The following is a 12313-nucleotide window of genomic DNA, read 5'->3' as shown; positions in this document are numbered from 1 at the left end:
GGATGTAGACCCCTGGTCGGATGCCCGCGAAAGGGACGCCCGGTTACGCTCTGATCATGCAGGTCGCACCCCCGAGTCCCTTTCCGAAGCGGCTGCCGCCCGGGGTCTGGGTGGTCCTCGCCTGGTGCGGCGGCATGGCCTTCACGTTCCTGATGCGGTTGCGGCTGCCCGGCGAGTGGTATCCCGCCGCGCGCCCGGCGGCGCAGTTCTTCCGGTGGGAGGGCCAGGTCCCCATGGTGGTGGCCACCGCACTCGCGCTGGCCGGGGGCGCCCTGGTGCGCCGCCGCCCGGTGCCGGCCCTGGTCCTGCTGCTCGCCGCGTCCGTTCTCGGGACAATGCCCCTGGGGGTGGCGGAGATTCCGCTGCCCCAGTTCCTCGCGGCCGAGGTCGCGGTGTTCTTCATCGCCGCCGGACGGCCGCGCGGGACCGGCGTCGTCGCCGTTGTCATGGCCCTCGCAGTGCTGGGCGGCTATCTGGCGGTGCGGCTGGTGTGCGGGTGGCCGATCGGGGCGTCGTCCGAGACGGCCGTGGCCCTGACGACCGTCATCGCCTGGCTGCTCGGCGACTCGGCGCGCGAGTCCCGCACGCACGCGGAGGAACTGCGCGCCCGCGCCGCGACCCAGGCGGTCACCGACGAGCGGCTCAGGATCGCCCGTGAGCTGCACGACATGGTCGCCCACAGCATCGGCGTCATCGCGCTCCAGGCAGGCGCGGCGCGACGGGTCATCGACACCCAACCGGAGCGGGCACGGGAGGCGCTCGGCGAGATCGAGACGGCCGGTCGCCGGACGCTGTCGGGGCTGCGCCGGATGCTCGGCGGGCTGCGCGGCCCCGAGCAGGGGCGCCCGGCGCCGTCCGGACCCCCGGGAGTGGCACCTCTGGGATCGGGGCATCCGGAGCCGGGTTCCGGCCTCGCCGACGTCGACCGGCTGGCCGCCACGATCACGGAGGCGGGCGTACGGGTCGACGTACGGCGGTCGGGCGAGCCTCGTCCACTGCCTCCGGAGATCGACGTCTCGGCCTACCGCATCATCCAGGAGGCCGTCACCAACGTCGTGCGTCACGCCGGCACGGCGTCGTGCCGGGTGTCGATCGGCTACCGGGACGACGAGGTGCGCATCGAGGTTCTCGACGACGGGCGCGGCGGTGACACCGGAGGAGGGTACGGCCTGATCGGGATGCGCGAGCGGGTCGGCGTCCTGCACGGCACCTTCGCCGCCGGTCCGCGTCCCGAGGGAGGCTTCCGGGTCGAGGCCCGGCTGCCCGTGCCCGCGGGAGTGTCATGACCGTCCGTGTGCTGCTCGCCGACGACCAGCCTCTGGTCCGCGCCGCCCTCCAGATGGTCATCGCCGACGCGCCCGATCTCGACCTGGCCGGGGAGGCGGGCACCGGCGCGGAGGCGGTGCGGATGGCGGAGGACGTCGAGCCCGACGTCGTGGTGATGGACATCCGCATGCCCGGCATGGACGGCATCGAGGCCACCCGGCTGATCACGGCGGGCTGCGGCGCCCAGGTGCTCGTCCTGACGACCTTCGACGATGACGAGTACGTCTACGGCGCGCTGCGGGCCGGGGCGTCCGGGTTCCTCGTCAAGGACATGGCCCTGGACGACATCCTCGCCGCGATCCGGGTGGTCGCCGCCGGGGAGGCCCTGATCGCCCCGCGCGTCACCCGCCGGCTGATCGAGGACTTCGCGGACCGCCCCGCGCCCGGCCCGCGGCCTCGGCGGGCCACAGGGCTCACCGAGCGGGAGGCCGAGGTGCTGACCCTCGTCGGGCGCGGCCTGTCCAACGCGGAGATCGCCACTGAGCTGTTCATCAGCGCCGCCACCGTCAAGACGTACGTGACGCGGCTGCTCGCCAAGCTCGGCGCCCGCGACCGCGTGCGGCTCGTCATCATCGCCTATGAGACGGGCCTCGTGTCGCCGACCGGCTGAGCGGGCCCCGAGGCCGAGTCGGTCGCCTCCTGGCCGGCGCCGGGCTCCTGGCAACCGGGAGCCGGGCCTCCCGGCCTGGCACGCATCTGATCGGAACGGGGCCGCGGTGCTCGGAGCCGCTCCGGGCCGTGAGCGGGTTGCACTGGCAGAGATCGGTGATCGTATGATCTGGCCTCTGGTCCTTGTCGGCGGCAGGTCATCCTTCCGCACCTCGAACACGAATCGCAGGAGTCGATGAGCAGGCAGGTGAAGGTTTCCGTCGGCACGTGGTGCATGGCGTTCGGAATGGACAGGCCGGCCGACCTGGAACAGGCGCTGAAGGTGGCGGGAGCGTTCGGGTTCGACGGTGTCGAGCTCGCCGGGTTCGTGGATCATGTCGTTCTCGACCGTTATTCGGACAGTTCCGCCCGTGACGGGTTGAGGACCATGCTGGACGATCTAGGGCTGCACCCCGTGTTACTCGCGCCCGCACCTCATGGGGCGATCGCCCGAATCCCGCCGTGGCCCACCACGGACGACCGGGATGTCGTCGCAGAGCACGATCGGTGGTGGGCTCGGTATTTCGAATTCGCGGCCACCCTGGGAATAAAGGGGATGCGCATCGATCCCGGGATGCGCGGACCTCTGCCGTACGGGGTGGACTACAACCAGGTGTGGGACCGCGTTGTGGAGATGTACGGCCGGCTCGCCGAGCGCGGAGCCGAGACCGGGTGTTCGGTGCTGTGGGAAGTCGAGTCGGGGCAGCCGTTCAACAAACCAAGCGAGATCGTGCGGCTCCTGGACGACGTCGGACATCCCAATCTCCAATTGCTGTACGACACCGCGCATTTTCACGCCGCCACCGTCACCGGGCACAATCAGGTGCAGCCGGAGGAACTGCTTGAGGGTGGGCAGGTGGAGCTGATCCGGCGCCTGCGCGGTCGCATCGGGCACGTTCACCTGTGTGACACCGATGGGGATGTCACACGCAATTTCTTCTCCCGGAAAATAGGGTTCGGCAAGGGGGTCGTCGACTTCGAGGAGTTGCTTCCCGTTCTCGTGGATTGCTACGAGGGCGAATGGTGGTGTGTGGATGTCATCCCGTTCTCCTCGCAAGTGTGGGGCGACCTCTGGGACGGCGTCGCCTTCGTCCGTGATGTCGTCGGGCGCCACGTCGGAGCGGCGGCGGGGCCCATCTGACGGGTATCCGTCCGGTGAGGGGCGCGCCGCCGGTCTGGACTGAGGAGCGAGTGAGGAGCGAGGGACGAGCGACTCCGAGCGACGAAGGCCGTGCCCATGCACGCCTCCGGCATAACCGGCGGATGCGAGCGCCCCGATGAGCGAAGCGGGAAACACAGCGGCCCGGCCGGGGGAGTGGTTCCCCCTGCCGGGCCGCTTGGTGCCGGTCGGTCAGGTGCCCGTCAGTGGAGCTCCTTGCGGTCGCCGGCGCCGACGCCCGCGTGCTCCTCCTCGTGGGCCTCCTCGTGGTGGCCGTCGGTCAGCGGGACACGGTCGGTCCCGTACGCCTCGCTCATCTTGGTCCGGAGCCGGCCGATGGCGCTGCGGGCGCCCTTGGGCGGGATGCCCTCGCGATCCTCGGCGCTCTCGAGAACCGGGATCTCCTTCTTGCCGCGGATGTGATCGGCGATGTCCTCCGCCGGCGGCGTGTGGACCTCGATGTACTGGCCGTTCGGCAGCCGCTTGATGACGCCGGACTCCACGCCGTGGGACAGCACCTCGGCGTCCTTGCGCTGGAGGCCGATGCACATCCGATAGGTGATCCAGTACGCGATGGCCGGACCGACGAAGATCGCGATCCGCCCGAACCAGGTCGTCGTGTACAGGTCGACGTGGAAGTTCGCCGACAGCTCGTCGTTGGCGCCCAGCAGCCAGAGGATGCCGTAGAAGGTCATGCCCGAGATGCCGATCGCCGTACGGTGCGGGTTGTTGCGCGGCCGGTCGGCGACGTGGTGCTCGCGGCGGTCGCCGGTGATCCACTGCTCCAGGAACGGATACAGCGCCAGGCCCGTCATGACGAGGCCCAGCGGCACCAGCGCCGGGATCAGCACGCTCAGCGTCACCGTGTGGCCGAGGAAGTTGATCTCCCACGACGGCATGAGACGGAGCGCGCCCTCCAGGAAGCCCATGTACCAGTCGGGCTGCGAGCCGGCCGAGATGTCCGCCGGCGTGTACGGCCCGAACAGCCAGATCGGGTTGATCTGGGCGAACGTGCCGAGCAGCGCGATGACCCCGAACGTGAACAGGAAGAACGCGCCCGACTTGATCATGAAGGCCGGGTAGAACGGAGCGCCCACCACGTTCTTGTCGGTCCTGTTCGTGCCCGGCATCTGCGTGTGCTTCTGCACCCACATGAGGATCATGTGGGCCGAGACGAGCGCGAGCAGGATGCCCGGGATCAGCAGGATGTGGATCGAGTAGAACCGCGAGATGACGTCGTGGCCCGGGTACTCGCCGCCGAACAGGAAGAACGAGACGTAGGTGCCCACGATCGGGATCGACTGGGCGACGCCCTGGGTGATCCGCAGACCCGCGCCGGAGAGCAGGTCGTCGGGGAGGGAGTATCCGGTGAGGCCCTCGAGAAGCGCCAGCGAGAGCAGGAGGATGCCGATGATCCAGTTGAGCTCGCGCGGCTTGCGGTATGCCCCGGTGAAGAAGATCCGGAGCATGTGCACCGTCATGCCGCCCACGAACAGCAGCGCCGCCCAGTGGTGGATCTGCCGCATCAGCAGACCGCCACGGACGTCGAAGCTGATGTGCAGCGCCGAAGCGTAGGCCTCCGACATCTTCACGCCGTACAGCGGGGCGTAGTTGCCGGTGTACGTGACCTCGCCCATACCCGGCTTGAACCAGAACGTCAGGAACGTGCCGGTCAGCAGCAGAATGATGAACGAATAGAGCGCGATCTCCCCCAGGAGGAACGACCAGTGGTCGGGGAAGATCTTCCTCAGGTTGCGCTTGAGGAAGTTTCCCGCGCCGATGCGGTCGTCGACGAACGTCGAGGCGCCTGCGATGGCCTTCGGGGGAGCGTTCATGATGCGTTCTCCCTAACTTCGGCTTCAGCGTCGCCACGCTCCCAGAAGCTGGGACCGACGGGGACCTTGAAGTCGGACTTCGCGACGAGGTAGCCCTCCTCGTCGATTCCGATGGGGAGCTGCGGCAGCGGCCGGGCGGCGGGGCCGAAGACGACCCTCGCTCCGTCCGCCGCGTCGAACGTCGACTGGTGGCACGGGCAGAGGATGTGGTGCGTCGTCTGCTCGTAGAGAGCCGCGGGGCAGCCCACGTGGGTGCAGATCTTGGAGTAGGCGACGATGCCGTCGTGCGTCCAGTTCAGGTTCGTGCCGGACTTGAGCTCCTCCGGGCGGAACTTGAGCAGGATAAGCGTCGCCTTGGCCAGCGCGTTCAGGTCCTCCTCGTAGCCCTCGGGGACCACGGAGAGGATGCCGCCGGGCGAGTTGAAGTCGGCCGCGCGGATCGGCTGGCCGGAGCCCTCGACCACGAGGCGGCGCGGCTTGCCGTCCTTGGTGGGCTCGCCCCAGACGGTGTGCCTGAGCGAGGTCCCGGGGAGCGGGCCGAGGTCCTTCAGCAGCACCAGCGGGGCCAGGCCCAGCGGAGCGGCGGCCAGCAGCAGCGTGCGGCGCAGCAGCTTGTGCTTGACGAACCCGCTCTCGTCGGCGCCCTGGAGGAAGGTCTCCTTGACGTACTCACGCGTGTCGTCGTCGGAGCGCATCTCGTGGCGCTCCTGGACCAGGTTGTACTTCGGCATGATCTGCCGCACCCAGACCGTGAGGCCCGCGGCCAGCGCGAGCAGGGCCAGGGCCAGGGTGCCGCCGAGCGCGAGGTTCGACGTGGCCGTCTTGCCGATCGTGCCGACCTGGAAGATCACGTACGAGGCGATGAAGCCGGCCCCGGCCAGGAAGGTGATCAGGAACAGCAGCGCGACCAGGCGCTCGGCCTTGCGGGCCTTGACCGGGTCCTGCGGGATCACGCCGGGAACGCCCTCGGGCGCGTGGATCGGGTCGGAGTCGACGATCGGCGCGTCCGCGGGCGGCGTGCCGAGGACGCGCGTCCGCACCCGGCCGCTCTCGGGGTACTCGTTCTGCTCTGTCATGCCGCCCGTCGCTTCTTCGCTGTGATCCAGATGGAGGCCAGGATCAGGAGGCTGAGACCCACGACCCACGCTACAAGGCCCTCGGTGACGGGGCCGATCCGGCCCAGACCCGAACCGCCCGGGTCGACCTGCGACCGCACGTGGGTGATGTACGCGATCATGTCGCGCTTCTGCTCCGGCGTGATCGTCGAGTCGTTGAACACCGGCATCGCCTGCGGGCCGGTGGCCATCGCCTCGTAGATCTGCGTCGGCGTCGCCGGGTTCAGCGGCGGCGCGTACTTGCCGTAGGTCAGCGCGCCGCCGGCGCCCACGAAGTTGTGGCACTGGATGCAGTTGGCGCGGAAGAGCTCGCCACCCTTGGCCGGGTCACCCTTGGCCGGGTCGACCTGCTCGGCGCTGGGCACCGTCGGGCCGCCGCCCAGCGACTGGACGTACGCCGCGAGCTGGTCGACGGCCTGGTCGGTCGCCCACTCCGCGCGCGGCTTGCGCGGAGCCTGGGGACCCGCGTCGGCGGCGGGCATGCGGCCGCTGCTCACCTGGAAGTTCACGGCGGCGGCTCCGACGCCGATGAGCGTCGGAGCCTTCTTGGTGCCCTCGGCGTTCATGCCGTGGCAGCTCGCGCAGTGCGCCACGAAGAGGCTCTTGCCCTGCGCCACGTCGTCGGCCTTGCCCGACGCGATCGCGGCGTCCGCGGTGCTGCCGTTCGGCGCCGTGAGCGCGTAGCCGCCGCCGAGCAGGCCCAGCGCGAGCGCCACGACGGCGACTCGCGCGAGGGGATGGCGCCGTCGGGCGGTGATGGAGTTCACCGAAATCCCCGTTCCGATCATTTGATGATGTAGATGGTCGCGAAAAGGCCGATCCAGACCACGTCGACGAAGTGCCAGTAGTAGGACACGACGATCGCGCTGGTCTGCTGCTCATACGTCAAGCGCTTCGCGGCGTACGTACGTCCCAGGATGAACAGGAACGCGATCAGACCACCCGTCACGTGCAAGCCATGGAAGCCCGTGGTCAGGTAGAACACCGAGTCGTACGGAGAGTGCGAGAGGACGTGACCCTCCTCCGCCAGGTGCCCGTACTCCCAGAGCTGTCCGCCCACGAAGAACGCACCCATCAGGAAGCTTACGACATACCAGAATCGCAGCTTCTTGACCTGGCCTTTCTCGACGGCCCACACGCCCAGCTGGCACGTGACGCTCGACAGGACCAGGACGGTCGTGTTGAAGGTCGCGAACGGGACGTTGAGGTCCGCCTCGGGCCAGTGCGTGCCCTGCCCCAGGCTGACCGACCGGATGGTGAAGTACATCGCGAACAGCGCCGCGAAGAACATGAGCTCAGAGGACAACCACACGATGGTCCCGACCTGAACCAGGTTCGGCCGGCTGGACCCGTGCGGTCTCGTCGTCGTAGTAATTGCGGATGCTGTCGCCACGCCCAGCATTATTGCGGCTCCCCAGGTCGGGTCGCCCCACGACCCCCCGGTAGGGTCCATGCGCGCCTACGAAACGGGCATGTCATGGCAATCGCCCCGGGGCTGCGAGCCCTGCAGCCTCGCCGGTAGCATCACGATGACCATACCCCGCGATTCGACAGTGAGCGTGAAATGAGGGTTCTCGTCTACAGCGACGACGCAAGCACCCGGGAGAAGGTGCGGCTGGCCATCGGGCGGCGCCCCGCCGCAGACGTGCCCCTCGTCGAGATCGTCGAGTGCGCGACCCAGCCGGCCGTGATCAAGCACCTCGACTCCGGCGAGATCGACGTGGCCGTCCTCGACGGCGAGGCGCAGCCGGCCGGCGGCATGGGGGTCAGCCGGCAGGCCAAGGACGAGGTGCACAACTGCCCGCCGATCCTGCTGCTCATCGCCCGCAGGGACGACCGCTGGCTGGCCAACTGGTCCCGCGCCGACGCCGTCGTCGCACAGCCCATCGACCCGGTCGTCCTCGCCGAGGCCGTGGCCGACCTCATGCGGCGCCGCCTCAGCCTCACCCGGGCGCACTGAACCGGCCGCACCCAACCGGGCCACTGAACCGGGCCCACTAACCGGGCCCACCGAACCGGGCGCGCATCCAGGCCGGGCGCCGTCGCGCCCGGTCCGGGCCCACCCGTCCCGGCCCGCCCCGCCGTACCGGAAAGCCGACCCGCCGACCCGACCCCACATCGAATCCCGCGGAGCCCACCATGGACACGCGCACCACCTGGCCCTCCACGCTGAACGCCCTGCTGGCGGGGGAGAACCTGACGGCCGACGAGACGGCCTGGGTAATGGGGGAGATCATGTCGGGGTCGGCCACCCCGGCGCAGATCGCCGCCTTCGCCGTCGCCCTGCGGGCCAAGGGCGAGACCATCGCCGAGGTCACGGGTCTCGTCCGCACCATGTTCGAGCGCGCGACCCCGCTCACGGTCGAGGGCCCGGTGGTCGACATCGTCGGCACCGGCGGCGACCGGGCGCACACCGTCAACGTCTCGACGATGGCCGCGATCGTCGCGGCGGCGGCCGGGGCCCGGGTCGTCAAGCACGGCAACCGGGCCGCCTCCTCGCTGTGCGGCGCGGCCGACGTGCTCGAGCACCTGGGCGTCGCTCTCGACCTGTCACCGGAGACCACGGCCAGGGTCGCGGTGGAGGCCGGCATCGCCTTCTGCTTCGCGCCCGTCTACCACCCCGCGCTGCGCTTCACCGGCCCGCCGCGCAAGGAGATCGGCGTGCCGACGGTGTTCAACTTCCTCGGGCCGCTGGCCAACCCCGCGCGCCCCGCCGCCCAGGCCATCGGCGTGTTCGACGCGCGCATGCTGCCGGTCATGGCCGGGGTGTTCGCCGAGCGCGGGGTGTCGGCGCTGGTCTTCCGCGGCGACGACGGCCTGGACGAACTGTCCACCGCGGCCCCGTCCACGGTCTTCATCGTCCGGGACGGCACCGCGACCCAGACGACGATCGACCCCGCCGACCTCGGCATCCCCCGCTCCCAGCCGGGCGACCTGCGCGGCGGCGACGTCGAGTTCAACGCGGCGGCGGTGCGCGACCTGGTGCGCGGCAAGACCGGCCCGGTGCGCGACGCGGTGCTGCTGAACGCGGCGGCCGGCCTGGTCGCCTACGACGGCCCGGGCGACGACCTGACCGGCGACCTGCGCGCGGCGTACGCCCGCGCGGCCGAGGCGGTCGACTCGGGCAGGGCCGAGCAGACCCTGGAGCGCTGGGTGGAGATCAGCCGCGCGCTCGGCGGCAAGGCCTGACCGCGCCCCTGGTCCCGGTCGCCTCCACCGCGGGAGGGATCACGCGTCCGCCTTGATGGGGACGTGCCGGGTTCGGCCTGAGCCGTACCGTTCCCGCCATGATGCGCTTGTTCGCCCTTCGCGTCATCCACCGCTGGGCCGCGTCGGCCCGCGGTGGGTTGGCCGTACTCGCCGCCGGTCTCCGCGGCGCGCCCTCCGCCGGTTCCCGCCCCGGCGCGGTCCGTCCGGGACGGGGCCGCGGCAGGGGCGGCCGGCAGGTCCGGGCGGAGGGCGGGGACGGCGCGTGGCCGGGGCGTCCCACTGACCCCGCTGCCGAGGACGACCTCGTCAGGGAACGCCTGCGGATCGCCTCGGAGCTGCACGACCTGGTGGCCCACGACCTGAGCGTGATGACGCTGGGCGTGGGAGCGGGCCGGGTGATCATGGACAAGGACCCGGAACGGGCGCGGCAGACCTTTCGCGAGGCCGAGGAGTCGGGCCGCCGGGTCCTGTCCGACCTGCGCCGGATGATGGGTCTGCTGCGTATGGACGGGCAGCGCCGCGGTCCCCAGCCGGGCCTGGGAGACCTGCCCGGGCTGGTCGACGACTTCCGCGCGAGCGGGCTCGCCGTCTCCTTCACGGAGGTCGGCGCCCGGGGGAACGGCCCCACGCTGGAGCTGTCGGCCTACCGCATCGTGGAGGAGGCGCTGGGCAACGCCCTGTGGTACGGCATGGCCCGCACGGCGACGGTCACGCTGCGGTGGCTGCCCGCCGTTCTCGAGGTCGTCGTCCACGACGACGGGCTGCCCCGCGACCGGCTCGTCGGCACCTGGGAGCGCGCCGCGCTGTTCGGCGGCTCGGTCGCCGCGCACCCGCTCCCCGGCGGGTTCGAGGTCCGCGTACGGCTGCTGCGCCCGTCCTGATCCGCCGCCCTGGCCGACGGGTGCGCGCGGCCTTGTGAGATCAGTCCGCGTCGGCGAGGCCGATGGAGAAGGCCGCCTCCAGGTCGTGGCGGGAGTAGGTGCGGAAGGCGATGTGCGTCTCGGTGTGGCGCACGCCGGGCACCTTGTTGATGCGGCCGGGCACGACCTCGGCCACCTCGTCGTACCGGCCGACCCTGACCATGGCCAGCAGGTCGAACTCGCCGGTGATCGAGTACACCTCGCTGACGCCCTCGATCTCGGCGATGGCCTCGGCGACCTCGGGGATCCTGTCGACGTCCGCCTTGATGTGGACGATCGCGGTGACCATGCGCGTCTCTCCTGCTGTCTCGCGGCTCGGGCCTGTCGCCCCCGACCTTAGTGCCACGCCCGCCATGTCACCGCAGGGGCCGCCCCTCACGACGGTCGCCGCGCTGGTGCCGGTAGGCGCGCTCGATGCGCTCGATCAGCCGCCCCGCGCCGTACGCGGGAAGGCTCCAGGTGCCGTCGACCTGGACGAGGCGCACGCCGGGGGAGTCGAGCCAGCGCAGCACGCACTCGGTCTCCTCGGCGCTGGCGGCCGGGGTGGGGCCGGGACCGGGGACGACCGTCTCCGCAGTGGCGACCAGCGCGTCCACGTACAGCGTGGGGTGGGCGCCCCTCGGCATCACGCCGGCCGCGGCGAGCCTGCCGTGCCGGATGACGTGGATGTCCCAGCCGCCGTCGAAGGCGGGGCTGGCGGCGACCATCTGCGGGATGCCGGTCAGCGAGCGCAGGCGCTGCATGCGCGCGGCGGTCCTGACGTAGGCGGCGAGCCGGTCCCGGTCGACGGCCGCCTCCTCGTATCGCTGCTCGGCCGACAGGCGCCGCATGCGCGCCTCCATGGCCGAGAAGACGGCCTCCCCGTCGAGCTCCATCGCGCGCCGGGCGCGGTGGACGTGGCGGGCGTAGCCCTCCTCGCTCTCGCGGCCCTCGCAGGGCGCGCCGCAGCGGCCGATCTCGGCGAGCGCGCAGGCGGGGCGCCGCACGCGGGCCGACAGCCGTTCGGTGCACTGGCGCAGCGGCAGCGCCTCGTGCATCGCGGTCCGCGCGTCGTCGGCGGTGCGGCTGCTGCCGAACGGGCCGAGGTAGGTCGCGCCGTCGTCCTTCACCTCGCGCACGACGCTGAGCCGGGGGAACGGCTCGTCGGTCAGCTTGAGCCAGACCGCCCGCTCGGGGAAGCGGGACCGTCTGTTGTAGCGCGGCTTGGTCGCCCCGATCATCCGCAGTTCGCGGATCTCCGCCTCCAGCGCCGTGGCGCAGACGATCGTCCTGACCCGCTCGGCGATGCCGACCATCTCGCGGATGCGGGAGCGGGTCTCGCTCGCGGTGAAGTAGCTGCGCACCCGGTTGCGCAGGTTGGAGCTCTTCCCGATGTAGAGCGCCTCGCCCTTGGCGTCCTCGAAGATGTAGACGCCGGGCGCGCCGGGCACCCCGTCGGCGAGGTGGCGTTTGCGCTGCTGCTCCGGGGTGGGGGCGCGCACGAAGCCGCGCAGGTCCTCCAGCGTGTGCACGCCGAGCGACCCGACCCGCGCGATGAGGCCGTGCAGCACGTCGACCGTGGCCTTCGCGTCGGCCAGCGCCCGGTGGCAGGGCTCGGTCGAGCTGCGGAAGACCCGCGCGAGGGTGGCCAGCTTGCAGTTGGGGGTCTCGTCGCGGGTCAGCACGCGGCGCGCGAGGTCGGCCGTGTCCACCACCGGGTTGGCCGGGGGCGGGTATCCGTTGACCTGGCACGCCGCCTTGAGGAACGACATGTCGAACGGCGCGTTGTGCGCCACCAGCGCCGCCCCGGCGATGAACTCCAGGAAGCTCGGCAGCACCTCGGAGAACTTCGGCGCGGCCACGACCATCGCGTCGGTGATGCCGGTCAGCACGGAGATGAACGGCGGGATCGGGCCGCCGGGGTCGACCAGGGTGGCGAACTCGCCGATCACCTCGCCGCCGCGCACCTTCACGGCGCCGATCTCCGTGATGGCGTGCTCCGCGGCCGATCCGCCGGTGGTCTCCAGGTCGAAGACGACGAACGTCACCTCCCGCAGGGGAGTGCCGAGCTCGTCCAGCGTGCCCTGTACCGCATCCACGCCCATGACCATAGAAGTCCCG

Annotated in this window: 12 protein-coding genes; 6 read left to right on the top strand and 6 right to left on the bottom strand. The window is 71.1% G+C overall.

From position 1 onward, the window contains the following. Window positions 1-56 precede the first annotated feature (56 nt). The 3 genes from ABZ860_RS06025 to ABZ860_RS06015 all read left to right on the top strand — a co-directional run bounded on the left by ABZ860_RS06025 (window position 57) and on the right by ABZ860_RS06015 (window position 3115). Entirely contained in the window at window positions 57-1286 is a 1230-nt protein-coding gene (locus ABZ860_RS06025; protein ID WP_357215726.1) for a histidine kinase, read from the top strand. After that, window positions 1283-1936 carry a response regulator transcription factor gene (locus ABZ860_RS06020; RefSeq protein ID WP_357215723.1) on the top strand — a complete coding sequence of 218 codons (654 nt, stop codon included), beginning with the start codon at window positions 1283-1285 and terminating at the stop codon, window positions 1934-1936. Before ABZ860_RS06025 ends, ABZ860_RS06020 begins: the two co-directional genes overlap by 4 nt. 234 nt (window positions 1937-2170) lie before the next feature. Next, window positions 2171-3115, top strand: a complete 945-nt coding sequence (locus tag ABZ860_RS06015) for a sugar phosphate isomerase/epimerase family protein (RefSeq protein ID WP_357215721.1) — start codon at window positions 2171-2173, stop codon at window positions 3113-3115. 221 nt (window positions 3116-3336) lie between these two features. Here ABZ860_RS06015 and ABZ860_RS06010 read toward each other — a convergent pair whose 3' ends face one another. Genes ABZ860_RS06010 through ABZ860_RS05995 form a run of 4 tightly spaced genes read right to left on the bottom strand, consistent with a single transcriptional unit; the run spans window position 3337 to window position 7485 of the window. Next, window positions 3337-4968, bottom strand: coding sequence for a ubiquinol-cytochrome c reductase cytochrome b subunit (locus tag ABZ860_RS06010; RefSeq protein WP_357215718.1), 1632 nt, complete (start codon window positions 4966-4968; stop codon window positions 3337-3339). After that, window positions 4965-6044, bottom strand: a complete 1080-nt coding sequence (locus ABZ860_RS06005; RefSeq protein ID WP_357215715.1) for a Rieske 2Fe-2S domain-containing protein — start codon at window positions 6042-6044, stop codon at window positions 4965-4967. Before ABZ860_RS06005 ends, ABZ860_RS06010 begins: the two co-directional genes overlap by 4 nt. Next, on the bottom strand, window positions 6041-6850 hold the full coding sequence (locus ABZ860_RS06000) for a c-type cytochrome (RefSeq protein WP_357215712.1): 810 nt from the start codon (window positions 6848-6850) through the stop codon (window positions 6041-6043). The genes ABZ860_RS06005 and ABZ860_RS06000 overlap by 4 nt, the downstream gene beginning before the upstream one ends. Window positions 6851-6867: 17 nt before the next feature. Beyond that, the gene (locus ABZ860_RS05995; protein WP_357215710.1) at window positions 6868-7485 is read right to left on the bottom strand and encodes a heme-copper oxidase subunit III; all 618 of its coding nucleotides are present in this window, start codon (window positions 7483-7485) and stop codon (window positions 6868-6870) included. Window positions 7486-7647: 162 nt separating this feature from the next. Between ABZ860_RS05995 and ABZ860_RS05990 the strand changes: the two genes are divergently transcribed. From ABZ860_RS05990 to ABZ860_RS05980, 3 genes are all read left to right on the top strand, one after another. Next, window positions 7648-8043, top strand: coding sequence for a response regulator transcription factor (locus ABZ860_RS05990; RefSeq protein WP_076431986.1), 396 nt, complete (start codon window positions 7648-7650; stop codon window positions 8041-8043). 179 nt (window positions 8044-8222) lie between these two features. Further along, window positions 8223-9272 carry an anthranilate phosphoribosyltransferase gene (gene trpD, locus ABZ860_RS05985; protein WP_357215707.1) on the top strand — a complete coding sequence of 350 codons (1050 nt, stop codon included), beginning with the start codon at window positions 8223-8225 and terminating at the stop codon, window positions 9270-9272. A 98-nt stretch (window positions 9273-9370) separates the two neighbouring features. Further along, window positions 9371-10174: a histidine kinase gene (locus ABZ860_RS05980; RefSeq protein WP_357215703.1), complete on the top strand. Its 804-nt coding sequence runs from the start codon at window positions 9371-9373 to the stop codon at window positions 10172-10174. Between the two features lie 40 nt (window positions 10175-10214). On the opposite strand, the gene ABZ860_RS05975 is transcribed toward ABZ860_RS05980, so the two are convergent. After that, window positions 10215-10502, bottom strand: a complete 288-nt coding sequence (locus ABZ860_RS05975; protein ID WP_357215701.1) for an Lrp/AsnC ligand binding domain-containing protein — start codon at window positions 10500-10502, stop codon at window positions 10215-10217. A gap of 67 nt (window positions 10503-10569) precedes the next feature. Further along, the gene (locus tag ABZ860_RS05970) at window positions 10570-12297 is read right to left on the bottom strand and encodes a DEDD exonuclease domain-containing protein (RefSeq protein ID WP_357215698.1); all 1728 of its coding nucleotides are present in this window, start codon (window positions 12295-12297) and stop codon (window positions 10570-10572) included. Between the last annotated feature and the right edge of the window lie 16 nt (window positions 12298-12313).

The organism is Microbispora sp. NPDC046973, from assembly GCF_040644495.1.
Taxonomy (GTDB): domain Bacteria; phylum Actinomycetota; class Actinomycetes; order Streptosporangiales; family Streptosporangiaceae; genus Microbispora.
This window is presented reverse-complemented; position numbering and strand designations above follow the sequence as displayed.

Bases quoted from the DNA above. Each gene is read 5' to 3' on its own strand.
- ABZ860_RS06015 (WP_357215721.1), top strand. From the start codon at position 2,171: ATGAGCAGGCAGGTGAAGGTTTCCGTCGGCACGTGGTGCATGGCGTTC.
- ABZ860_RS06025 (WP_357215726.1), top strand. From the start codon at position 57: ATGCAGGTCGCACCCCCGAGTCCCTTTCCGAAGCGGCTGCCGCCCGGG.
- ABZ860_RS05980 (WP_357215703.1), top strand. From the start codon at position 9,371: ATGATGCGCTTGTTCGCCCTTCGCGTCATCCACCGCTGGGCCGCGTCG.
- ABZ860_RS05970 (WP_357215698.1), bottom strand. From the start codon at position 12,297: ATGGGCGTGGATGCGGTACAGGGCACGCTGGACGAGCTCGGCACTCCC.
- ABZ860_RS05995 (WP_357215710.1), bottom strand. From the start codon at position 7,485: ATGCTGGGCGTGGCGACAGCATCCGCAATTACTACGACGACGAGACCG.
- trpD (WP_357215707.1), top strand. From the start codon at position 8,223: ATGGACACGCGCACCACCTGGCCCTCCACGCTGAACGCCCTGCTGGCG.
- ABZ860_RS05990 (WP_076431986.1), top strand. From the start codon at position 7,648: ATGAGGGTTCTCGTCTACAGCGACGACGCAAGCACCCGGGAGAAGGTG.
- ABZ860_RS06005 (WP_357215715.1), bottom strand. From the start codon at position 6,044: ATGACAGAGCAGAACGAGTACCCCGAGAGCGGCCGGGTGCGGACGCGC.
- ABZ860_RS06020 (WP_357215723.1), top strand. From the start codon at position 1,283: ATGACCGTCCGTGTGCTGCTCGCCGACGACCAGCCTCTGGTCCGCGCC.
- ABZ860_RS06010 (WP_357215718.1), bottom strand. From the start codon at position 4,968: ATGAACGCTCCCCCGAAGGCCATCGCAGGCGCCTCGACGTTCGTCGAC.
- ABZ860_RS05975 (WP_357215701.1), bottom strand. From the start codon at position 10,502: ATGGTCACCGCGATCGTCCACATCAAGGCGGACGTCGACAGGATCCCC.